This window comes from Amnibacterium flavum (assembly GCF_003097495.1).
Classification (GTDB): Bacteria; Actinomycetota; Actinomycetes; order Actinomycetales; family Microbacteriaceae; genus Naasia; species Naasia flava.
Window position 1 is genome coordinate 1356377 of sequence record NZ_QEOP01000002.1, and the last position, 21394, is coordinate 1377770.

At 69.2% G+C, this 21394-nt stretch carries 22 protein-coding genes and 1 tRNA gene; 5 read left to right on the top strand and 18 right to left on the bottom strand.

Annotated features, from left to right (window positions below; all coding sequences use genetic code 11):
* Nucleotides 1-168: 168 nt before the first annotated feature.
* The 4 genes from DDQ50_RS14105 to DDQ50_RS14115 all read right to left on the bottom strand — a co-directional run bounded on the left by DDQ50_RS14105 (nucleotide 169) and on the right by DDQ50_RS14115 (nucleotide 1806).
* On the bottom strand, nucleotides 169-378 hold the full coding sequence (locus DDQ50_RS14105) for a hypothetical protein (protein ID WP_133245980.1): 210 nt from the start codon (nucleotides 376-378) through the stop codon (nucleotides 169-171).
* Nucleotides 379-478: 100 nt separating this feature from the next.
* Entirely contained in the window at nucleotides 479-655 is a 177-nt protein-coding gene (locus DDQ50_RS17340; protein WP_165829830.1) for a hypothetical protein, read from the bottom strand.
* A 417-nt stretch (nucleotides 656-1072) separates the two neighbouring features.
* Nucleotides 1073-1146 (bottom strand) — tRNA-Pro (locus DDQ50_RS14110).
* Nucleotides 1147-1227: 81 nt separating this feature from the next.
* Complete coding sequence (locus tag DDQ50_RS14115; RefSeq protein ID WP_205663641.1) at nucleotides 1228-1806, bottom strand: hypothetical protein; 579 nt, start codon at nucleotides 1804-1806, stop codon at nucleotides 1228-1230.
* Nucleotides 1807-1947: 141 nt separating this feature from the next.
* Between DDQ50_RS14115 and DDQ50_RS14120 the strand changes: the two genes are divergently transcribed.
* Nucleotides 1948-2886, top strand: a complete 939-nt coding sequence (locus tag DDQ50_RS14120) for a DsbA family protein (RefSeq protein ID WP_116757318.1) — start codon at nucleotides 1948-1950, stop codon at nucleotides 2884-2886.
* A 310-nt stretch (nucleotides 2887-3196) separates the two neighbouring features.
* Here DDQ50_RS14120 and trxA read toward each other — a convergent pair whose 3' ends face one another.
* Complete coding sequence (trxA, locus tag DDQ50_RS14125; protein WP_116757319.1) at nucleotides 3197-3589, bottom strand: thioredoxin; 393 nt, start codon at nucleotides 3587-3589, stop codon at nucleotides 3197-3199.
* Between the two features lie 139 nt (nucleotides 3590-3728).
* Here trxA and DDQ50_RS14130 point away from each other — a divergent pair, with 139 nt between their 5' ends.
* The 4 genes from DDQ50_RS14130 (at nucleotide 3729) to DDQ50_RS14145 (ending at nucleotide 7811) form a co-directional block, all read left to right on the top strand.
* Nucleotides 3729-5009 (top strand): sensor histidine kinase, encoded by a 1281-nt coding sequence (locus DDQ50_RS14130; protein ID WP_116757320.1) that lies wholly within the window; start codon nucleotides 3729-3731, stop codon nucleotides 5007-5009.
* Nucleotides 5006-5662 (top strand): response regulator, encoded by a 657-nt coding sequence (locus DDQ50_RS14135; RefSeq protein WP_116757321.1) that lies wholly within the window; start codon nucleotides 5006-5008, stop codon nucleotides 5660-5662. The genes DDQ50_RS14130 and DDQ50_RS14135 overlap by 4 nt, the downstream gene beginning before the upstream one ends.
* 182 nt (nucleotides 5663-5844) lie before the next feature.
* Complete coding sequence (locus DDQ50_RS14140) at nucleotides 5845-6729, top strand: ABC transporter ATP-binding protein (RefSeq protein ID WP_116757322.1); 885 nt, start codon at nucleotides 5845-5847, stop codon at nucleotides 6727-6729.
* On the top strand, nucleotides 6726-7811 hold the full coding sequence (locus DDQ50_RS14145; RefSeq protein ID WP_116757323.1) for an ABC transporter permease: 1086 nt from the start codon (nucleotides 6726-6728) through the stop codon (nucleotides 7809-7811). Before DDQ50_RS14140 ends, DDQ50_RS14145 begins: the two co-directional genes overlap by 4 nt.
* A 58-nt stretch (nucleotides 7812-7869) precedes the next feature.
* Here the strand turns inward: DDQ50_RS14145 and DDQ50_RS14150 are convergent, their stop codons facing one another.
* From DDQ50_RS14150 to recN, 13 genes are all read right to left on the bottom strand, one after another.
* Nucleotides 7870-8184: a hypothetical protein gene (locus tag DDQ50_RS14150; protein WP_116757324.1), complete on the bottom strand. Its 315-nt coding sequence runs from the start codon at nucleotides 8182-8184 to the stop codon at nucleotides 7870-7872.
* Nucleotides 8181-9692 (bottom strand): ribosome biogenesis GTPase Der, encoded by a 1512-nt coding sequence (gene der, locus DDQ50_RS14155; protein ID WP_116757325.1) that lies wholly within the window; start codon nucleotides 9690-9692, stop codon nucleotides 8181-8183. The genes DDQ50_RS14150 and der overlap by 4 nt, the downstream gene beginning before the upstream one ends.
* Before the next feature lie 60 nt (nucleotides 9693-9752).
* Nucleotides 9753-11138: a protein kinase domain-containing protein gene (locus DDQ50_RS14160; protein ID WP_116757326.1), complete on the bottom strand. Its 1386-nt coding sequence runs from the start codon at nucleotides 11136-11138 to the stop codon at nucleotides 9753-9755.
* A 62-nt stretch (nucleotides 11139-11200) separates the two neighbouring features.
* A complete protein-coding gene (gene cmk / locus DDQ50_RS14165; RefSeq protein ID WP_116757327.1) occupies nucleotides 11201-11875 on the bottom strand; it encodes a (d)CMP kinase in 675 nt (224 codons plus the stop codon).
* A complete protein-coding gene (locus DDQ50_RS14170; protein WP_116757328.1) occupies nucleotides 11872-12963 on the bottom strand; it encodes a prephenate dehydrogenase in 1092 nt (363 codons plus the stop codon). Before DDQ50_RS14170 ends, cmk begins: the two co-directional genes overlap by 4 nt.
* Nucleotides 12960-13760 carry a pseudouridine synthase gene (locus DDQ50_RS14175; RefSeq protein ID WP_116757329.1) on the bottom strand — a complete coding sequence of 267 codons (801 nt, stop codon included), beginning with the start codon at nucleotides 13758-13760 and terminating at the stop codon, nucleotides 12960-12962. The genes DDQ50_RS14170 and DDQ50_RS14175 overlap by 4 nt, the downstream gene beginning before the upstream one ends.
* Complete coding sequence (gene scpB / locus DDQ50_RS14180) at nucleotides 13750-14463, bottom strand: SMC-Scp complex subunit ScpB (RefSeq protein WP_116757330.1); 714 nt, start codon at nucleotides 14461-14463, stop codon at nucleotides 13750-13752. The genes DDQ50_RS14175 and scpB overlap by 11 nt, the downstream gene beginning before the upstream one ends.
* Entirely contained in the window at nucleotides 14453-15277 is an 825-nt protein-coding gene (locus DDQ50_RS14185; RefSeq protein WP_116757331.1) for a segregation and condensation protein A, read from the bottom strand. Before DDQ50_RS14185 ends, scpB begins: the two co-directional genes overlap by 11 nt.
* Nucleotides 15261-16136: a ParA family protein gene (locus tag DDQ50_RS14190; protein WP_116757332.1), complete on the bottom strand. Its 876-nt coding sequence runs from the start codon at nucleotides 16134-16136 to the stop codon at nucleotides 15261-15263. The genes DDQ50_RS14185 and DDQ50_RS14190 overlap by 17 nt, the downstream gene beginning before the upstream one ends.
* Before the next feature lie 67 nt (nucleotides 16137-16203).
* Nucleotides 16204-17100: a site-specific tyrosine recombinase XerD gene (xerD, locus tag DDQ50_RS14195; RefSeq protein WP_116757333.1), complete on the bottom strand. Its 897-nt coding sequence runs from the start codon at nucleotides 17098-17100 to the stop codon at nucleotides 16204-16206.
* Nucleotide 17101: 1 nt separating this feature from the next.
* Nucleotides 17102-17773, bottom strand: coding sequence for an NUDIX domain-containing protein (locus DDQ50_RS14200; protein ID WP_116757334.1), 672 nt, complete (start codon nucleotides 17771-17773; stop codon nucleotides 17102-17104).
* Entirely contained in the window at nucleotides 17770-19467 is a 1698-nt protein-coding gene (locus DDQ50_RS14205; RefSeq protein ID WP_116757470.1) for a CTP synthase, read from the bottom strand. The genes DDQ50_RS14200 and DDQ50_RS14205 overlap by 4 nt, the downstream gene beginning before the upstream one ends.
* 195 nt (nucleotides 19468-19662) lie before the next feature.
* On the bottom strand, nucleotides 19663-21387 hold the full coding sequence (gene recN, locus DDQ50_RS14210) for a DNA repair protein RecN (protein WP_116757471.1): 1725 nt from the start codon (nucleotides 21385-21387) through the stop codon (nucleotides 19663-19665).
* Nucleotides 21388-21394: the final 7 nt, after the last annotated feature.

The window sequence follows — 21394 nt, forward strand, 5'->3', positions numbered from 1 at the left end:
ACTCATCGACGCTCGAAAGGAACGAGCAAGACCCATCAACATCACGCAGCTGTCTGTGCGGTAACCACGTCCACCGGGAGCACCGCTCCCACTTGAGAGAAGGAACAACTCCCATTGCCCTTCATGGCGCGTGCCGGACAAGCATGTCCGACGGGCTGCGCGCTGATGTCAGCGGTACGAGAGGCGCTTCGACTCTCGAAGCAGGATCGCTCCGCCCACGACCATCGCCACCGCCCCGACCAGGAGCAGTGCGCCAAGCGCGATGCGCCACGTCTCGCCGTCCGCGAGGGCCAGCAACACGCCACCGAAGACGCCCGAGCCGACACCAACAACGATCGAGAGCACCGAAAGCCAGTGCAGCCACCGTGGGGTTTGCATGCCGATCACACTAGCGAGAGGCTCGCGCCAGCTTGTCGGCTGCAATCTCTGCCGCCCAACCCGCATCGGTCGTCGGGGCTCGTCCGGCCAGTAGACGTGTCTACTGGTCGCCCTCGCGAGCACGCCGTGCCTCTGCGTGGCGCGCAGCCAGCTCGCTGAGCGGACGGAGGGCTCCACGTGCAGTTTCCCCAAGGTCGTACCCGACCAGGAGCTCCCTGCCGGACATGCCGCGCATGTATCCGACGGTCCAACCTCCGGTGTCCGGGGTGTAGGTCACCCCGAACTCCTCCCGCTCCCCAAGCGCGATGAGCTCACCTATCGCGCGCAGAGTCGCATCCTCGTAACCGCCGGCCCTTGTTCAAGACTGCCCGTCATGGGCAGTCGTTACTAGGACCCGACGAGCGCATTGGAGTGGTCTCGGAGACGGAACCGCGATACAGGAATGACGAAGGCCCGGTAGAACCTCACTCCTACCGGGCCTTCGCTGTCGGGATGCACCCCGCTGTAATACCTCGGGGAGACGACGAAGGGCCGCCCTGTCGGGCGGCCCTTCGTCGTATCAGTCGGGATGCACCCCACCGCACGGCCGTCACGCCGCTTCGCAGCGCGCCGGAACCGGCGGCGGGGGCCCCCCCGTAATCGCTCATGCATGAAAAAGGGCCACCCGTATCCGGGGCGGCCCTTTTTCATACAGTCGGGATGACAGGATTTGAACCTGCGACCCCTTGACCCCCAGTCAAGTGCGCTACCAAGCTGCGCCACATCCCGATAATCCATGCCTGGTCGAACGGCACGATCAACCACTTTACCGTGTCGCGGAGCTCCCCGTGACACCACATCGGCGGGAGGTCAGGCTGACAGTCTCAGGTTCAGCCCCACATGGTCCGGGACCGCGAACTTCAGCGACGGCAGCCACGCATCCGGGACCGCGAACTTCAGCGACGGCAGCCACGCATCCGGGGCCGGCCACGGCCGACTCGTCGGCAGCGAACGCAGCAGACCTCGCACCGAACTCGCCGACGCCTCCATCGGCAGCACCCGCATCGGCGCCAGATGCGCCAACGCACCCAACCACCAATGCCGCCACGTCCCCTCCAGCGACGCCGGCTCGATCACCACGTAGTAGTCCGGCATGAACGCCTCCCCCGAGACGAGACGAGACACCGCCGCCTCGACCTCGAGATCCAGGACCTCGGCCGTCGACTGGTCGTCGAAGAACTCCACCCACGCAGCCGCCACATGCCGCAACGGATCGACATCGTGCACCACATAGGTCGCATCCGATGTCGCGATCAGCTTCGCCGCGGTCTCGCTGTCCGCATCGGCCAACGCCATCGCATCCACACCGGCGAACCGATCAAGCGACGACAGCACATGCTGCGCTTCCGGACCGACGACGGCGATGGTGGTTCCGTGAACTGGGGCCATGCGCCACCCTAGAACCCGCACCACCCGCCGACGGCGCTCGACGCCCCGAACGTAATCTGCACGAAACCGGCGGCACCCATAGCCGACTCTTACGTTCCCCCAACCCCGCACGCGGAAAACGGGTCTTCACTGATCGACGCTATGGCGAAACGCGACAACGACTTCTTCCCCGACGACTTCGCGTCCCTCCCCAAGAAAGAGCGACGCGTCTACGAGCGCGAATACAACCGGTGGCTCCGAGAAGAGCAGGCCAAGGCGCGGCGCCGTCGCAAGATCGCCGGACGCTCCGCCCTCATCGTCTCCCTCGTCGCCGCCGTCGCGATCATCGCGCTGATCGCCGTCGTCACCGTGCGGGCCGGATGGGTGGGTCCCGAGAACATGGCCAGCGACGGTATCCACTTCACCGGCGACACCAGCGCACTCACCGCTACCACCACTGCGGCTCTGCAGCCCGACGACCAGCCGACCGCCGACCCCACCTCGGACGAGACGAAGATCGCCGACATCGTCATGTACGTCGACTACACCTGCGCCGACTGCGCCACCTTCGACTCCACCAACGCCGAACAGCTCACCAGCGTCGTGACGGGCGGATACGCGACGCTCACCGTCCATCCCATCGGAGCGAAGGGCGATGACTATTCGATGCGCGCCGCCGCCGCCATGGGGTGCGTCGCCCAATACGACCCCGACCAGTTCCTCGTCGCGAACTCGGCGATGCTCGCGTCGATACCGCCCGGCGGGGACGACCGCAGCAATAAGGACATCGCCGGGATCCTCAGCGATGCCGGGGTCACGAACACCGACCTGGAGACCTGCATCACCGACGGCAGATTCGGGCACTGGGCCGCCGCGGCCACCGACCGCGCGCTCGCCGGACCCCTGGCCGGATCGGCGACGGTGCCCTACATCGCGGTGAACGGCACCCAGTACACCGGGGCGCTCGACGACGCCGACGCCTTCATCACGTTCATCTCGTCGCTCTTCGCCGGAGACACCGCGGATGATGGGGCGGCCACAGATGATGGGGCGGCGACAGACGGTGGCGCGGCCACCGATGGGAGCACCGAAGGCCAGTGAGCTGAGGTCCGGCGGCTCGAGGCGTTCGTTTCGACGGGCTGAACGGGCGGGGGCCGGTGGGTGGCTTCGTTTCGACGGGCTCAACGGGCGACGGGTGGTGGCGGGTGGCTTCGATTCGACGGGCTCAACGGGCGCGGGCTGACGGGTGCCTGCGTTTCGCTGCGTTCAACGGGCGGCGGTGGGTGCCTTCGTTTCGCTGCGCTCAACGGGCGGCGGCGGGTGGCTTCGTTTCGACGGGCTCAACAGGCGGCGGGCCGTTAACGAGGGCGACCCCGGCGCCGTGGCGTCGGGGTCGTCTTCGTGACGTCGGTCAGGCCTGGGTCGAGTCGACTCCGGCGGCCTGAGCTGCCTTCGCGGCCTCGTACTTGGCACGGACGTCGTCCATGTCGAGCGACTTCACCTGCTCGATGAGGTCATCCAGTGCGGCGCCGGGCAGAGCGCCCGGCTGGCCGAAGATCGGGATGCCGTCGCGGTAGACGACGAGCGTGGGGATGGAGCGGATGCCGTATTCAGCCGAGAGCTCCTGCTCGGCGTCGGTGTCCACTTTCGCGAACGTGATCTCAGGGTTGGCCTCGCTGGCCTTCTCGAAGATGGGGCCGAACTGCTTGCACGGGCCGCACCAGTCGGCCCAGAAGTCGATCAGCACGATGCCGTCGGCGACGGTGTCGTCGTGCGTCTCCTTGGTCAAAGTCGTAGTAGCCATGCAAGTAGTAACGCACCCGCGGCTGAAAGCATTCCACGAACCGAACTCCCTCATCCGAGCCGGGATTCGGGTCAACTTTCCGCCGGTCTCCCCCTCGCGACGGAGGCGCCCCGAGACCTGAGTTCGCTACCGTGAAGAGATGACCGCCACGCCGCCCGACGCGTTGAGCGACGACTGGCGGCGACCGACCCCCGATCGACGCGGATACCGTGCCGACGCCATCCTCGCCGTCGTCATCCTGGCCCTCGCCCTCTCCGCCTTCTTCATGTACGAAGCCGCGGGCTTCTACCAAGACCCCGCACCCCTCTGGCTCAGCCTCCTGTGCGTCGGGACGCAGAGCCTCGTCCTCATCTGGCGGCGACGCTGGCCCGAAGCGGTCCTGCTCGTCAGCGCCGTGGTCTTCGTCGCCACCCAGCTCCTCAAAGTGCCCGAGGTGCTGTTCAGCAACATCTCCCTGTTCATCGCCCTGTACACCGTCGGCGCCTGGGCTCGGCACCGTCGGCGCGGCACACTGATCCGCGCCGTCGTGATCCTCGGCATGTTCATCTGGCTCTTCTTCGCCCTCGTCGATCAGAGCAGGCAGGCCCAAGCCGCCGCAGTGCCGGGCGAGGACGCGCTCTCGCCGTTCATCGCCATCGGGCTCATCACGATCCTCAACAACCTCCTCTACTTCGGCGGCGCCTACTACTTCGGCGACCGGGCGTGGGCATCGGCCCGTGCGCGCGTCGCGCTCGAAGAGCGCACCGCGGAACTGGCCGCCGAGCGGGAGCGGACGGCCTCCCAGGCCGTCGCCATCGAACGACTCCGGATCGCCCGAGAACTGCACGACGTCGTCGCACACCACGTCTCCGTGATGGGCGTGCAGGCAGGTGCGGCACGGCGGATGCTCGAGACGCAGCCCGACCGCGCCGCGGACTCCCTCACCGCGATCGAGGCCAGTGCGCGCGCGGGGGTCGAGGAACTGCACCGCATGCTGGGCACACTCCGCGATGACCAGACCCCCGTCTCCCCCGGTGACGGCCCGAGCACGCGGGGCCTCGACCAGCTCGGAGACCTGGTCGCCGAAGCCCGCGACTCGGGGCTCTCCGCCACGCTCAGCACCGTCGGCGACCCCAGACCCGTCTCCCCCACCACCGGTTTCACGCTGTACCGGGTCGCTCAGGAGGCGATCACCAACACGCTCAAGCATGCCGGCCCGACGGCCTCGGTCGACGTCCGCGTGCGATACCTCGACACGGCCGTAGAACTCGAGGTCACCGATTCGGGCGGCAAAGCCGCTCCCGGGCGCGCGCCCGGAGCCGGCCTCGGGCACATCGGCATGCGCGAACGCCTCGCCGCCGTGGGCGGCACCCTCGAACTCGGACCGCGATCGCGCGGCGGGTATCTCGTCCGAGCCTCCGTTCCCGCCGGTGCCGTATGAGCGACATCCGTGTGCTGCTGGTCGACGATCAGGCCCTCCTCCGCGGAGGCATCCGCGCGATCCTCGAGAGCGAACCCGGGATCGTCGTCGTCGGCGAAGGCGACGACGGGCAGGCGGCCATCGACCTGACCATGTCTCTCGCGCCCGACGTCATCTGCCTCGACGTGCAGATGCCCGGGATGGACGGTCTCACCGCCGCCCGCCATATCGCCGCTCTCCCCCATCCGCCGGCGATCCTCATGCTCACCACCTTCAATCGCGACGACTACCTGTTCGAAGCGCTCCAGCACGGCGCCAGCGGGTTCCTGCTGAAGAACAGCTCGCCCGAGAGGCTCGTCGAAGCGGTCCAGGTCGTCGCCCGCGGTGACGCACTGCTCAGCCCCGACGTGACGCGCCGGGTCATCGAGCACTTCACCGAGCGCACCACGGTCGAGCCCAGCGCTGCGGCCGAACAGCTCACCGATCGTGAGCGGGAGGTGCTCGGACTCGTGGCGCGGGGCCTCAGCAATGCCGAGATCGCCCGTGAGCTGTACCTCGGCGAGGCGACTGTCAAGACGCACGTGTCGAAGGTGCTGCTCAAGCTCGGGCTGCGCGACCGAATCCAGGCTGTCGTGTTCGCGTACGAGCACGGGATCGCGGTCCCGGGGGCCTGAGCCTGTCTGCTGGTCTTGATACGCGCTGCGCGCTGCTCGACCTCCGAGGTTGCCCGCCCACTGAGCGGAGCGAGGTGAAGGGCTCCCCCGTGCGGCGGAGGGGTGTCGGCCGCTGCCCTCCCCACGGCGGATAGCGCCCGGTGGCGCGCGTCCCTAGCGTTGGCCAGGACGGAAGGAACACCATGCTTCAGATCGACGGAGTGACCAAGAGGTTCGGCACCCGAACCGCCCTCGACGACGTGTCGTTCGAGGTCGGCGACGGTCGACTCACCGGATTCGTCGGCGGGAACGGGGCCGGCAAGACGACCACGATGCGCATCATCCTCGGGGTGCTGTCCGCCGACTCCGGCAGCGTCAGCCTCGGCGGATCGAAGCTCGGTCCCACCGACCGTCGCCGCTTCGGCTACATGCCCGAGGAGCGGGGCCTCTACGCGAAGATGAAAGTCCACGAGCAGCTCGTCTACCTCGCCCGTCTGCACGGGGTCGGACAGAAGGATGCGAACGCGAACGCGACGACCCTGCTCGACCAGCTCGGCCTCGCCGAGCGCGCCGGAGACACGGTGGAGAGCCTCTCCCTCGGGAACCAGCAGCGCGCCCAGATCGCTGCAGCCCTCGTCCACGGCCCCGAGGTGCTGATCCTCGACGAGCCGTTCTCGGGACTCGACCCGATGGCCGTCGAGACCGTGCTCGGTGTTCTCCAGGATGTCGCCCGGCGAGGCGCCCCCGTCCTGTTCTCCTCGCATCAGCTCGACGTGGTCGAGCGGCTCTGCGACGACGTCGTCGTCATCGCGGACGGAACAGTGAGGGCGAGCGGGTCTCGTGAGAAGCTCCAGGCCGACAACTCCGGCAACCAGTTCGAGCTCCTCGTCGCGGGCGATGCGGCCTGGGTGCGCGACATGCCCGGCATCACGGTCGTCGACTTCGACAGCGGTTACGCGCTCTTCCAGGCGGACACCGACGACGCTGCCCAGCACGTGCTGCAGCGGGCGATGCAGAACGGAACCGTCGTGAGCTTCGGGCCCCGCAGACCCTCTCTCACCGAGATCTTCAAGGAGGTAGTCCGATGAGCACCACCAGCTCGCCCAACAGCTTCGCGCAGAGCGTCGCCCTCGTCGCGGAACGCGAGGTGCGGATGCGTCTGCGCAGCAAGGCGTTCCTCATCTCGTCCGCCATCCTGCTGCTCGCCGTTCTCGGCTCCATCGTCGCGGGAAGCGTCTTCAGCGGGGCGGCCGGCGACTCGACCATCCCCGTCGCCACGGTTGCGGAGACCGCTCGATACGGCCAGTCGGACGGGCTGAAGGCGACCAGCGCCGACGAGGCCGAACAGCTCGTCAGGGACGGTGAGGTCGACGCGGCCATCCTGCCCGGCGACGGCCCCTCCGGCATCGAACTCGTCGGACTCGACGACGTGCCGACCGAGCTGGTGCAGCTCCTCAGCGTCACCCCCGAGGTCACCCTCATCGGCGACACCTCGACGAACGGCTTCCTCGCCTACATCGTCGCCATCGCCTTCGGTGTGGTCTTCTTCATGGCGGCGACCGTGTTCGGCACGACCATCGCTCAGAGCGTCGTCGAGGAGAAGCAGACCCGCATCGTCGAGATCCTCATGTCGGCGATCTCGGCCCGCGCACTGCTCGCCGGCAAGGTGGTCGGCAACACGATCCTCGCGTTCGGGCAGATACTGCTGATCGCGGTCCTGGCCATCGTGGGCCTGCTCGTCACCGGCCAGGACGACGTCGTCAACCTGCTCGGCCCCTCGATCATCTGGTTCGTGGTGTTCTTCGCCGTCGGATTCGTGCTCATCGCGGCGATGTACGCGACCGCTGCGGCGCTCGTCTCCCGCCAGGAGGACATCGGGTCGGTGACGAGCCCGGTGCTGATGCTCGTGATGATCCCGTACTTCCTGATCATCTTCTTCTATGACAACGACCTGGTGCTGACGATCATGTCGTACGTACCGTTCTCCGCGCCGATCGGGATGCCGATGCGGATCTTCCTCGGCACCGCTGAATGGTGGGAGCCGTTGCTGTCGCTCCTCATGGTCATCGCCACGACGGTGCTGGTCGTCCTGCTCGGGTCGAAGATCTACTCGAACTCGCTCCTGCGCACGGGCGCACGCGTGAAGCTGCTCGAGGCGCTCCGCGGCTGAGCCGTCGCCGCAACGACGAAGGGCCCCGAGACCTGCGGTCTCGGGGCCCTTCTCGTCGTCAGGCGGAGTGATCCTCCGGCAGACGCCACTCGGCGACGAACTCCGCTACCGTCTTCGTCTCGAGATCGAGCTGTACCTGCCCGAGGAGCACCGACGGGTCGCCGACGTCGGCGCGCGTGCGGATGATCTCGGCGCCCGAGTCGATCCGGCGCACCACGAGGTCGTACGGAGTCGGATCCTCGGAACCAGGCCCGGTCACCAGCGCCGTCACCACCGACATCAGCGAACGGACACCACTGAGCTCGACGGGCTCGAGCTCCGCGGTGAGGTACTCCGCCGCGACGTCGGGGTCGGCGGTGCCGTCGTCGGTCATTTCTTGCGACGCTCGCGCACTCGCATGTTGAGCACGATCGGGGTGCCCGCGAAGCCGTAGATCTCACGCAGACGGCGCTGGATGTAGCGCCGGTAACCGGGATCCAGGAAGCCGGTCGTGAAGAGCACGAAGGTCGGCGGACGGGTGGCCGCCTGGGTGCCGAACAGGATGCGGGGCTGACGGCCACCGCGCACGGGGTGCGGGTGCGCTGCGACGAGCTCGGCGAGGAAGGCGTTGAACTTGCCCGTTCCGATGCGCTTGTCCCAGCTGGCGAGTGCGGTCTCGAGGGCGGGCACGAGCCGCTCGAGGTGACGACCGGTCTTGGCCGAGATGTTGACGCGGGGCGCCCAAGCCACGTGGGCGAGATCCTGCTCGATCTCGCGCTCGAGGTAGCGGCGGCGATCGTCGTCGAGGAGATCCCACTTGTTGAAGGCGAGGACGAGCGCGCGGCCGGACTCGAGGACCAGGTCGATGATGCGGATGTCCTGCTCGCTGATGGGCTCGCTCACATCGAGCAGCACGACGGCGACCTCGGCCTTCTCGAGGGCGGCCGTGGTGCGCAGAGACGCGTAGAAGTCGGCGCCCTGAGCCATGTGAACCCGGCGCCGGATGCCCGCGGTGTCGACGAATCGCCACACCTTGCCGGCGAGCTCGATCTGCTCGTCGACGGGGTCGCGGGTCGTGCCCGCCATCGCGTTGACGACGACGCGCTCCTCGCCCGCTGCCCGGTTGAGGAGGCTGGACTTGCCGACGTTCGGGCGGCCGAGGAGTGCGACCCGGCGCGGGCCGCCGACCTCTTCCTTGGCGACGGCCGAGACCTCGGGCAGCACGTTCATCACGGTGTCGAGCAGGTCGGCCACACCGCGGCCGTGCAGTGCGGACACCGCGTGCGGCTCGCCCAAACCCAGTGACCACAGCTCGGCGGCGAGGGGCTCCTGGATGACGTCGTCGACCTTGTTCGCCGCGAGGAGGACGGGACGCCCGCTCTGACGGAGCATGCGCACGACCCGCTCATCGGTCGACGTGGCGCCGACGACGGCGTCGACGACGAACAGGACGGCGTCGGCCAGGTCGACGGCGACCTCGGCCTGCGCGGCGACGGACGCGTCGATGCCCTTCGCGTCGGGCTCCCACCCGCCGGTGTCGACGATGGTGAAGAAGCGGCCGTTCCACTCGCTGCGGTAGGACACGCGGTCGCGCGTGACACCGGGGACGTCTTCGACGACGGCCTCGCGGCGGCCGAGGATGCGGTTGACGAGAGCGGACTTGCCGACGTTGGGCCGACCGACGATCGCGAGGACCGGCAGTGCGGGCAGGTAGCGGATCTCGTCGGGGTCGTCGATCGAGAGGTCGAGGAGATCGAGGTCGTCGTCATCGAGCTCGTAGTCACCGAGCCCTGCTCGGAGGGAGGAGGCGCGCTGGCTGGCTGCCTCTTCGTCGATCTGAGCGAGACGACCTTCAAGATCGTCCTCACCCTCGGGTGTGAACTCGCGGTCGTCTTCTGCCATGATGCCCCCCAGTCTGCCCTACCCGAGCCCGGGAGCCCGAGTCGGCCCCGTCTGCGGCCGTCAGGAGAGGCCGGTCGACGACCGGCCCAGTGCGCTCGCGGAACCCTCGATGCGGGTGATCGCCATGGCTGCGAGGTCGACGAGTGTCGCGATGTCGTCATCGCTGACGCTGCGGGGCTCGAAGCCGAGCACGCACAGGGTGCCGATGCTGTAACCGTCGGTGGTGGTCAGGGGCACGCCCGCGTAGAAGCGGAGTCCGAAGTCGCCCATGACGAGCGGGTTCTCGCTCGAGCGCGGATCCTTCGCGGCGTCCTCGATGATCCAGGGCTCCTGCCGGAGGACGGCGGACGCGGAGAGTCCGGGGTCGCGGGCGATCTGGTCGAACGTCACCCCGTGCCGGGATTTGAACCAGATGCGGTCGCTGTCGACGATGCTGATCAGCGCCACCGGGGCCTTCAATGCGCGGGCGGCGATCGAGGTGATGCGGTCGAGCTCGTCCTCGGGCTCGGTGTCGAGGACGGCGAGCCGCCGGACGGCCGCGATCCGGGACGCCTCGTTGAACGGCACAACGGTGTCGCCGTCCTCGTCCGTGCGGCGACGGCCGATGTTGGAGATCACCAGATCACGCAGCGACAGCATCGCCTCGGTCGCGGTGGGGCGCGCCTTCGGCTCGCGGGCGGTCATGGCCTTGAGCAGGACACGCCACTCGGGGTCGAGGGTCTCGGGGATCTCGGGGTCGCGCATGAGCCGGCTCAGCGCCGACTGGACGGCGTCTCCCGGGAAGGCGATCTGCCGCGTGAAGCATTCGAGCAGCACCAGTCCGAGAGCGTAGATATCGGTCGGAGGCCCGACGAGGTCGAGATTCGCCTGCTCGGGGCTGAGATACGCCGCAGTGCCCGTGGTGGTTCCCTCGGCCGGGGTGATCCGGTCGGTCGGAAGGGCGATGCCGAAGTCGGTCAGCTTCGCGCGAGGCCGGGTGCCGCCGCCCCGGAAGCCGGAGAGCATGATGTTCGCCGGCTTGATGTCGCGGTGGACGATGTCGTGATGGTGCAGGTACTCGAGCGCCTCGGCGACATCGTGGCCGATGTAGGCGATGTCGCGGGCGGTGAGGGGATTGTTCTCGAGGTAGACCTTCAGATCGAACCCGTCGATGAGCTCCATCACGAGGAAGATGCGGTCGCCGTGCTCCTCGCTCTGGTCGACTCCGGCGTCGAGCAGAGTCACGAGGCCGTGATGGGTGTGCCCCGCCGCGGTGCGCGCCTCGCGCTCCTGCAGCCTGATCGCTTCGGGCGTCGTCGCCGTCGCGGTGAACACCTTGACGGCCACCTCGCGGTCGAGCGCTTCGTCACTGGCTCGCCACACCGTCGCCATGCCGCCGGCACCGATTCGTTCGATGAGACGGTACCGCCCGTACATCATGCCGTTGGTGGCAAAAGACAGTGGCATCAGCGCTCTCTCTCGTCCCCCTCAGAATAAGCGAGGGCGCCCGTTTCAGGGAGAAGAGAAGCTCAATTCCGCGGGGCCTTGACAATCGTGACGAGGGCGCGGACTGTCTGATCGAAATCGAGTTCTGACGAGTCGAGAGTGGTGACTCCGTCGGCGGCGGTCATGAAGTCGACCACCTGGGAGTCGCGCCGGTCCCGCTCGGTGACCTGACGCGCGAGCTCCTCGCGAGTGACGGATCCGAGCTCCCCGGCCCGTCGCGCGAGCCGGACGCTTTCGCTCGCGGTGAGGAGAACGCGGACGCTGGCATCGGGCGCGACGACGGTGGTGATGTCCCGCCCCTCGGCGATCACACCGGGCGCTCCGGGTTCGTCGAGTGTGAGACGGAAGTGCCGGCCCAGTGCCTCGCGCACCGCGGGCACCCGCGCCACCGAGCTGACCACCGAGCTGACGCGGGTCTCTCGGATCGCCTGCGTCACCTCGGTGCCGGCGACCCACACCCGGACGTCGTCGGGATCGGTGGAGATGCGGTAGTCCCAGTCGGCGAGCAGGCCGAACACGGCATCCGCGTCGTCGAGATCGACAGCGCGCTCGAGCGCGAGCCAGGCCAGTGCACGGTAGGCGGCACCGGTGTCGAGGAACGCGAACCCGAGCTCGCGCGCCGCGGCACGGCTCACGCTCGACTTTCCGCTGCCGGCGGGGCCGTCGACGGCGACGACGGTTCTCGTCCAGTCGGTCATCCGGCGATCCTCCAGCCGCGTTCGGTCAGGTCGCGCTCGAGCTCGCCGACCGCGTCGGGGAGAACCGACACCTCGACGATGCCGATCGGCGCGCCGGGCGAGTGCTCGAGGCGCATGTCCTCGAGGTTGACGCCCAGCTCGCCGATCTCGGAGAGGAGGCGTGCGAGCTGGCCCGGACTGTCGTCGATGAGCACGACGAGCTGAGCGTAACGCGCGTCCCGCCCGTGCTTGCCCGGGAGACGCGAGACACCGGCGTTGCCGGCGACGAGGGCGTCGACGATCTCGCGACGTGCTCCCGCCGACGATTCGGTGTCGAGTCGGGCCAGAGCGTCGATGACCCCGTCGAGGTCGTCCCGGAGCGCGGTCAGCACTCCCGCGACGGGAAGCGAGTTCGCGCCGAGGATCTGGAGCCACAGACCGGGGTCGCTCGACGCGATCCGCGTCATGTCGCGGACGCCCTGACCGGCGAGAGCGAGCGACGCCTCCGTGCCCTCGGTGAGCCGAGCGGCGAGCAGCGAGGAGAGCACCTGCGGCACGTGACTGACGAGGGCGACGCTCTGATCATGCTCCTCGGGCGACATCTCGATCGGGACGGCGCCGAGGTCGAGGATCATGTCCTCGATCGCGGCGGCGCGGCGGTAGCTGATGCCGTCGTGTCCTGCGACGACCCACGGTCGACCGAGGAACAGGTCCGCGCGCGCCGCAGCGGCCCCGGACACCTCGCGGCCCGCCATCGGGTGGGTGCCGAGGTAACGGGACAGGTCCGCCCCGCGAGCCTCCAGCTCGCGCAGAGGCGCGAGCTTGACGCTGGCGACATCGGTCACGAGGGCGGCGGGATGGGCCTCGAGCTCTGCGGCGACGACGGCAGCGGTCACATCGGGAGGTACGCAGACGACGATGAGCCCCGGCTCGTCATCGGCTCCGGCCTCGCGTCCCGCCCCGTAGTCCACGGCCAGGCGTCGCGCGGACGGGGACACGTCGTCGATGACGACATCGACACCGCGCTGGGTGAGTCCCAGGCCGATGCTCGCGCCCAGCAGTCCGGATCCGACGATGCGCACGCGCTCGTCGAGGCGGCCTTCTGTCACTTCTCGTCTCCATCGGGGTCGTCGGTCGACCGCGACAGGGTCAGCAGCTGGCCGAGCTCCACCTTACTGAGGTGCCGGGTCTCGCCGATGGGTAGCGCACCGAGCTGGAGGGGACCGAAGCTGCGGCGGACCAGCTCGATGACGGGATGACCGACCGAGTCCAGCATGCGGCGCACGATGCGATTGCGCCCCGAGTGCAGAGTCAGCTCGACCAGGCTGTTGCCGGCCCCGGCTTTCGACTCGGGCAGCAGGCGCGCCTTGTCGGCGGCGATGGCCCCGTCGTCGAGTTCGACGCCCGCGACGAGCTGCTGGATCGTGCGCGGGGCGACTCTGCCACGGACCAGGGCGATGTAGGTCTTGGTGACGCCGAACGACGGGTGGGCGAGGACGTGGGCGAGCGAGCCGTCGTTGGTCAGCAGGAGCAGCCCGGAGGTGTCGGCGTCGAGGCGGCCGACGTTGAAGAGCCGTTCCTCCGATGCGTCGGTCCAGCGGCGCAGGTCGGGCCGACCCTGCTCGTCGCGCAGCGAGCTGACTACTCCGGTCGGCTTGTTGAGCATGACGTAGCGCTTGGTCACGTCGAGCTGCACGGCGGTGCCGTCGACCGAGACGTGGTCGTGCTCGGGGTCGACCCGGCTGCCGAGCTCGGTGACGATCCTGCCGTTGACCGAGACGCGTCCGGCCTCGATGAGTTCCTCGGACACCCGGCGCGATGCGACACCTGCGGCGGCGAGCACCTTCTGCAGGCGCACCCCCTCGGGGCTGCCGGACGCGGCGTCGATTTCGATGTCAGCGGACATTGCTGGTCTCCTCTGCGATGCCGTCTGCGCCCTGGAGGAGCGGTGAGATCGGCGGAAGTTCGTCGAGCGAGTTGATCCCGAGCTGGACGAGCGTGAGCTCCGTCGTGCCGTAGTGGATCGCCCCGGTCTCGCTGTCGGTGTAGACCTCGGCGATGAGGCCGCGTGCGAGCAGTGTTCGGACGACGCCGTCGACGCTGACCGCTCGAATCGCCGCGATCTGACCGCGGCTGATGGGCTGGCGGTAGGCGATCACCGCGAGGGTCTCGAGCGCGGCCTGCGAGAGTCTCGACGGGTTCTGGGTGATGACGAAGTCGCGGACCGCGGTGTCGAACTCGGCGCGCGAGTACACCCGCCACCCTCCTCCGACCTCGCGCAGCTCGAAGCCGCGGCGCACTCCCCCGCCGACTCCGTCGTAGTCGTCGACCAGTCGTGCGATGGCTTGACGCACGACGGCCACCGGCCGGTCGAGCGCCGATGCGAGGCTGACGAGCGACTGGGGTTCGTCGGCGACCATCAGGATGGCCTCGACCGCGCGATCGAGGGGAAGCCCGGCCGCGGGCGACGCTCCGTCGAGCGGGGTGACGTCGGACCGCGGCGCCGGGTCCGGGGGCGTCTGCCTTCCGAGGCCCAGGAGGACGGCGACGGGTTCGCGCGAGTCCCGTTCGGACAGCTCGTACTCGGGGCGGGTCTCGTCAGTCGCCATAGTCGGCCCCCAGGTTGGCGAGGCGGTCGTCGTTCCAGTCCGAGGCCGTCCACCGCAGGGTGAGCTCGCCGAGCGGCTCGATCTGCTCGAACGCGACGCAGTCTCCGCGGTACAGCTCGAGCAGAGCCAGGAATCGGGCGACGATGATGGCCGTGTCCGCTCCGGCGACGAGCTGCCGGAAGCTCATCGGTTCGCCGTGACGGAGCATGGCGACGACGGTGGCCGCCTGCTCCCGGATGCTGACCTTCGGGGCGTGCAGGTGGGTGAGGCCGACCGACGGCAGCTCGCGCGGGGCGAGCGCGAGGGCGGCGAGGGCGGCGAACTCCGTGAGGCTCGTCGACCAGACCAGCTCGGGGGTCTGCTTGCGGAACCGCTCCTCCAGCTTCACCGCCCGGTACCGCCGCGAGTTCTCCCGCTCCAGCGAGGACGCGAGCCACACGGCCGCCTCTTTGAACGCCCGGTACTGCAGCAGGCGTGCGAACAGCAGGTCGCGCGCTTCGAGGAGAGCGACGTCCTCGGCGTCGACGAGTTCGCCCTGAGGCAGGAGCCCGGCGATCTTCAGGTCGAGCAGGGTGGCCGCGACGACGAGGAACTCGCTCGCCTCGTCGAGTTCGCGTTCCGTGTCGAGTCCGTGCAGGTAGCCGAGGAACTCGTCGGTGATCGTCGACAGCGAGATCTCGGTGATGTCGAGCTCGTGCTTCGCGATCAGCGAGAGCAGGAGGTCGAAGGGTCCGTCGAAACCGCTGACCCTGACCGAGAACCCCTCGGCCGGCGCAGCGTCGACCGTGCGGACCGCGTCAGGCGACAGCGCCACGTGAGATGAGTTCTCGGGCCAGCTGACGGTAGGCCTTGGCCGCGGCGTGCTCGGGCGCGAACTGGATGATCGGCACCCCGGCGACGGAGGCGTCGGGGAACTTGATCGTGCGGCCGATGACCGTCTCGAGGACCTTGTCGTCGAAGGCCTCGACCACGCGCTCGAGCACCTCGCGCGCGTGCAGGGTGCGGGCGTCGAACATCGTCGGGAGGATCCCGTCGAGCTGGATCGCGGGATTGAGCCGGTCCTGGACCTTCTCGATGGTCTCGACGAGCAGGGCCACGCCGCGGAGGGAGAAGAATTCGCACTCGAGCGGGATGAGGACGCCGTGACTGGCCGACAGCGCGTTGACGGTCAGCAGACCGAGCGAGGGCTGGCAGTCGATGAGGATGACGTCGTAGGCGTCGGAGATGCGGCGGAGGACGCGGGCGAGCGTCTGCTCGCGGGCGACCTCGTTGACCAGATGCACCTCGGCGGCGGACAGGTCGATGTTCGCCGGGATGATGTCGAGACCGGGGATGCTGGTCTGCTGGACGGCCTCGAACGGGTCGCGGACGGTGCCGATGAGGAGGTCGTAGATCGTGATGACCTCGTGGGTGTCGGCTCCGAGACCCGCCGACAGCGCGCCCTGCGGGTCGAAGTCGATGACGAGCACCTTGCGGCCGTACTCGGCGAGTGAAGCGCCGAGGTTGATGGTCGTCGTGGTCTTGCCCACGCCGCCCTTCTGGTTGCACAGCGACACGATGCGCGCAGGCCCGTGCCCGGTGAGCGCGGGAGGCTCGGGGAACTCATGCCGCGGCCGCCCGGTGGGGCCGAGGACTGGTCCTTCTTCTGCAACTTTTTCGCGACTGTGCGTCATCCCGACGTCCCTCTGAGCTAAGCGGCCAGGTTCGGCCCGTCCCCCGATCCACCAGTGTAGGTGGCCGTCACCTCGCCCGTGGATGGCTCGCCGCATAGACATCTCTCAGGGTGTCGATGGTGACGAGTGTGTAGAGCTGCGTCGTGGCCACAGATGCATGGCCGAGCAGCTCCTGCACGACGCGCACATCGGCGCCCCCGGCGAGCAGGTGGGTGGCGAAGGAGTGCCGGAGCGTGTGAGGCGAGAGCTGAACATCCAGTTTCGCGCGCTCCGCCGCGGCGCGGATGGCCAGCCAGGCGCTTTGCCTGGACATCCGTGCCCCGCGCGGTCCGAGGAACAGGGCGGGGGTGGAGCGCCCCTCTGAGGAGAAGCGGGGGCGCACGCGGACGAGGTACTCCTCGATCGCCGTGATCGCGTAGCTGCCGACGGGGACGATGCGCTGCTTGCCGCCCTTGCCGTTGAGTCGCACGCTGCGCTGCTCCCCCAGGTCGTCGACGTCAAGCGCGACCGCTTCGCTGATTCGCGCACCCGTCGCGTAGAGGAGTTCGAGCAGCGCACGGTCGCGCTGCCGGACCGGATCGTCGCCCGAAGTCGCGGCGAGGAGCGCCGCGACCTGATCGATCGTCAGCGCCTTCGGCAGTCGCATGGCGAGCTTGGGCGGCGACACCTCCGCGGTCGGGTCGGTCACCGCGATCCGGTCGTCGATGAGGAACCGGTGCAGCCCGCGCACGCTCGAGAGCATCCGCCCGGCCGATGCCGGAGACTTGCCCTCCTCGCCGATCGAGCGCAGGTAGGCGGTCACGTCGGGCACCTGCACCGCGGTGATGTCGTCGATCCCCCGAGCGGCGAGGAAGGCGACATAGCCGGTCAGGTCGCGGCGGTACGCCGAGACGGTGTTGTCCGCGAGACCTCGTTCGACGGCGACATGGCGCAGGTAGCCCGCCATCGCCGCGTCGGGCGTCATCTCACCAGTCGCCGTGACCGATGCGGGGGTGCCGCGGCCACGGCTCGTCGGCGTCGCCGAGGCTCGCCCATCCGCCCTGCCGGGAGGCGAAGGCCGCGAGGACGCCGATCGCGAGCGACGGGCTCTGCAGATCGCGCGCCAGCACGGCGGCGAGGGCGTCGTCGAGAGCCACCCAGCGCTTCTCGATATCCGCTTCCTCGTCGAACCGCTCGAATGCGTCGAGGTCGCTCAGGTCCCGCGCCAGGTAGACGCGAAGGGCCTCGTTGCTGCCGCCCGGGGACGTCCAGAACTCGGCGAGCACGTTCCATTCGGCGGCCTCGAGATCGGCTTCCTCGGCGAGCTCGCGTTTCGCCGCCGCCAGCGGCGGCTCGCCGTCGACATCGAGGAGGCCGGCCGGGATCTCCCAGTCGCGGGCCCGGACGGGGTGCCGGTACTGCTTGATCAGCAGGACCCGCCCTTCGTCGTCCAGGGCGAGGACGGCCACTGCGCCGGGATGGTCGATGAAGTCGCGGGTCAGCTCGCTGCCGTTGTAGTCGACGGTCTCGCTGACGACGTCCCAGACGTGCCCGTTGAAGACCGGACGTCGCGAGACGACCGGATACTCGGCGGGCTCGTCCCGCAACTCCGCGGCGGCATCACCCGGGCCGCTCTGCGAGGTCGCGGGCTCGGTCATACCGCATCGACCTCGACAGGCTCGCCCGTCACGCCGTCGACCTCGAACAGCCGGCTCGCGGCCTGGCGGTCGAGGGCGGCGCCGACGAGTCCCTGGAACAGCGGGTGGGGCCGACTCGGACGCGAGCGCAACTCGGGGTGCGCCTGCGTGCCGACGTAGTACGGGTGCACGTCCCGCGGCAGCTCGACGAACTCGACCAGCTGTCCGCCGGGCGAGGTGCCCGAGAAGACGAGGCCCGATGCCGCGATCTGGTCGCGGTAGACGTTGTTGACCTCGTAGCGGTGACGGTGGCGCTCGATCGCCTCGGGGCCGCCGTAGACCTCGGAGACGATGCTGCCCTCGGCGAGCTCGGCCTGGTAGAGACCGAGGCGCATGGTGCCGCCCAGGTCGCCTCCGGCGATGATGTCGACCTGCTCGGCCATGGTCGCGATGACGGGGAACTCGGTGTCGGGGTCGAACTCGCTCGACGACGCACCCTCGAGGCCCGTCACATCTCGGGCGTACTCGATGACCATGCACTGCAGGCCGAGGCACAGGCCGAGGGTCGGGATGCCCTGCTCGCGCGCGAACTTCAGCGCGCCGAGCTTGCCCTCGATGCCGCGCACGCCGAATCCGCCGGGGACGCAGATCCCGTCGACGTCGCCGAGGTTGCGTGCGGCCCCCTCCGGCGTGCGGCAGTCGTCGCTCGGCACCCAGCGGATCTTGACGCGTGCATTCTGCCCGAAGCCGCCGGCGCGCAGCGCCTCGGTGACGGACAGGTAGGCGTCGGGGAGATCGACGTACTTGCCGACGAGCGCGATGGTGACCTCGTACTTGGGGTCGTGGACCGTGCCGAGGAGGGTGTCCCAGGTGCGCCAGTCGACATCGTCGGCCTCGAGGCCCAGGGCGTCGACGATGTAGGAGTCGAGGCCCTGCCGGTGGATGATGTGCGGGATGTCGTAGATGCTCGGCGCGTCGGGGCAGTTGATGACCGCGGCCTCGTCGACGTCGCACATCAGCGCGATCTTGCGCGTGACGCCCTCGGAGACGGGACGGTCGCTGCGGAGGACGAGCGCGTCGGGCTGGATTCCGATCGAGCGGAGCGCCGCCACCGAGTGCTGGGTGGGCTTCGTCTTCTGCTCGCCGGACGGGCCGATGTAGGGCACGAGTGAGACGTGGACGAAGAAGACGTTCTTGCGGCCGAGCTCGTGCCGGACCTGACGTGCGGCTTCGATGAAGGGCTGCGATTCGATGTCGCCGACCGTGCCGCCGATCTCGGTGATGATGACGTCGGGCCTGGCTCCGTCGTCGCCGATCGGCATGTCGGCCTGCAAACGCATGCGGCGCTTGATCTCGTCGGTGATGTGCGGGATGACCTGAACGGTGTCGCCGAGGTACTCGCCGCGGCGCTCCTTCGCGATGACGGTCGAGTAGATCTGCCCCGTCGTCACGTTGGCGGCGGCGTCGAGGTTGATGTCGAGGAACCGCTCGTAGTGACCGATGTCGAGGTCGGTCTCGGCGCCGTCGTCGGTGACGAAGACCTCGCCGTGCTGGAACGGGTTCATCGTGCCGGGATCGACGTTGAGGTACGGGTCGAGCTTCTGCATGACGACCCGAAGACCGCGGCGGGTGAGGATGTTGCCGAGACTCGCGGCGGTGAGGCCCTTGCCGAGCGAGGAGACGACTCCTCCGGTGACGAAGATGTGCTTGGTCACGGAACCCGAGCGGCGAGGCGGGACCCCGACATCACCCGGTTCGATCGAACCCCCGACCTGGGGTGCGCCGTGTTGGAATGTGCTGTCTTGATCGCGCGTGTCTGCCACGGGGTTCCACCTTATCGTCTCCGCGAACGCTCGGCGCCGCTTGATCGCTATGAGCGTGGCGGCCGCACCGCACGCCGGGCTCGGATGTCACCGAGCGGGCGACCCGGCGCCCGTGCCGGCCACGTCGAGGAGTTCCCGGGCGTGCGCGAGGCCGGTCTCGGAGTCGGGCAGGCCTGACAGGAGGCGCGCCATCTCGGCCACGCGCTCGTCACCGAGGAGGCGACGCACACTCGACTCGGTGACCTCGCCGGAACGGTCCTTCTCGACCCTGAGATGGTTGCCGGCGAACGCGGCGACCTGGGCGAGGTGGGTGACGACGATGACCTGCGCGGTCTCGGCGAGTCGCGCCAGGCGGCGGCCGATCTCGATCGCCGCGGCACCGCCGACTCCGGCGTCGACCTCGTCGAACACGAAGGTCGGAACGGAACCGCCGGATGCGAGCACGACCTCGATGGCCAGCATGATCCGGGAGAGCTCACCACCGGAGGCCCCTCGACCGAGCGGACGCGGTTCGCCGCCCGGGTGGGGCTGCAGCAGCAGCTGGACGGCGTCGCGGCCGCTGGCGGTGAAGTCCTCGCGCCCGCGCACGTCGACGAGCAGTTCGGCGTCGGGCATCGCGAGCGCGGACAGCTCGGCGCTGACCTCGGTCGAGAGGCGGGCCCCCGCACTGCTGCGGATGGCGCTCAGCTCGTCGGCGAGCTCGGTGACGATCAGCTCGTCGGCGACGACGTCGCGCTCGAGAGCGGCGATCCGTTCCCCGTCGGTGTCGAGTTCGAGGAGTCGACCGCTGCCCGCGTCGAGGAAGGCCAGCACGTCGTCGAGGGTGGGACCGAACTTGCGGGTCAGAAGACCCAGCTCGGAGATGCGCTGCTGGATGCTCTCGAGCTCGCGCGCCGAGTCGAGGTCGAAGCCTGCGGCGTAGCCGGCGAGCCCCGTCGCGGCATCGACCGCCTGGTACGACACCGCGTCCACCTGCTCGGCGAGGGCGGCGAGTTCGGGGTCGAGCTCCGCCGCACGCTCGAGTGCGCGACGCGCCTGGGCCAGGAGGGTGATGACGTCGCGTGCGTCGTCGAGCGACTCCGATGAGAGCAGCTCGTGCGCCTCGGATGCGGCGAGCCGCAGCTCCTCCGCGTTGCTGAGCCGGTCGGCCCGCTGCTGCAGCTCGGCGTCCTCGCCGGGCTGCGGGGCGACGACCTCGATCTCGGCGAGCTGATCGCGCAGCTCGTCCGCCTCGCTCGAGCGCTGGTCGCGGTCGGCGATGAGACGATTGAGCTCGTCGCGACCGGCGGTCCATCGACGGAATGCGGTCTGGTACTTCGCCATCGTCTCGGCGAGTTCGGCGCCGGCGAACCGGTCGAGCGCTTCGCGCTGCGCGGCCGCGCTGCGGAGCCGGATCTGATCGGACTGGCCGTGCACGACGACGAGATGCTCGGCCAGCTCGGCGAGCAGAGATGCGGGAGCGCTGCGGCCTCCGACGGACGCGCGCGACCGACCCTCGCCCACGATGGTGCGCGAGATGAGCAGCTCCGCGCGGCCGTCGCCCAACGGGTCGACGTCGCCGCCCGCCTCGCGGACGCGGTCGGCGACGGGTCCCTGCTCGTCGACGAGCCAGCGCGCCTCGACGCTCGCCCGATCGGCGCCAGCGCGGATGACGCCCGGGTCGGAGCGCTCCCCGAGCAGCAGCCCGACGGCGGTGACGACCATCGTCTTACCCGCGCCCGTCTCGCCCGTCAGGGCGGTGAACCCGGGACTGAGAGGCAGTGTCGCCTCGCCGATGACCCCGAGGCCGCGGATCCCGATCTCTTCGATCATCGCTGTG